This window comes from Shewanella sp. SM29, assembly GCF_025654245.1.
Taxonomy (GTDB): Bacteria; Pseudomonadota; Gammaproteobacteria; order Enterobacterales; family Shewanellaceae; genus Shewanella; species Shewanella oncorhynchi.
The window spans coordinates 1-513 of record NZ_JAKKRN010000107.1; the positions used below are offsets into that span (position 1 = coordinate 1).

1 rRNA gene is annotated in these 513 nt (G+C 50.3%); it reads left to right on the forward strand.

What is annotated here, in order from left to right:
- Positions 1-513: ribosomal RNA gene (locus L5L77_RS22685) — 23S ribosomal RNA — on the forward strand; the annotation flags it as partial.

Consider the following 513-nt stretch of genomic DNA (forward strand, 5'->3'; position numbering starts at 1 on the left):
AGTGGAATGCGTTGGAAAGCGCAGCGGCACAGGGTGATAGCCCCGTACATGAAAACTAACCATTGATGAAAACGAGTAAGGCGGGACACGTGACATCCTGTTTGAATATGGGGGGACCATCCTCCAAGGCTAAATACTCCTGACTGACCGATAGTGAACCAGTACCGTGAGGGAAAGGCGAAAAGAACCCCTGTGAGGGGAGTGAAATAGAACCTGAAACCGTATACGTACAAGCAGTGGGAGCGGTTCAGTCCTTCGGGACAAGAGACCGTGACTGCGTACCTTTTGTATAATGGGTCAGCGACTTACATTTTGTAGCGAGGTTAAGCGAATAGCGGAGCCGTAGGGAAACCGAGTGTTAACTGCGCGTTTAGTTGCAAGGTGTAGACCCGAAACCCGGTGATCTAGCCATGGGCAGGTTGAAGGTTGAGTAACATCAACTGGAGGACCGAACCGACTAATGTTGAAAAATTAGCGGATGACTTGTGGCTGGGGGTGAAAGGCCAATCAAAC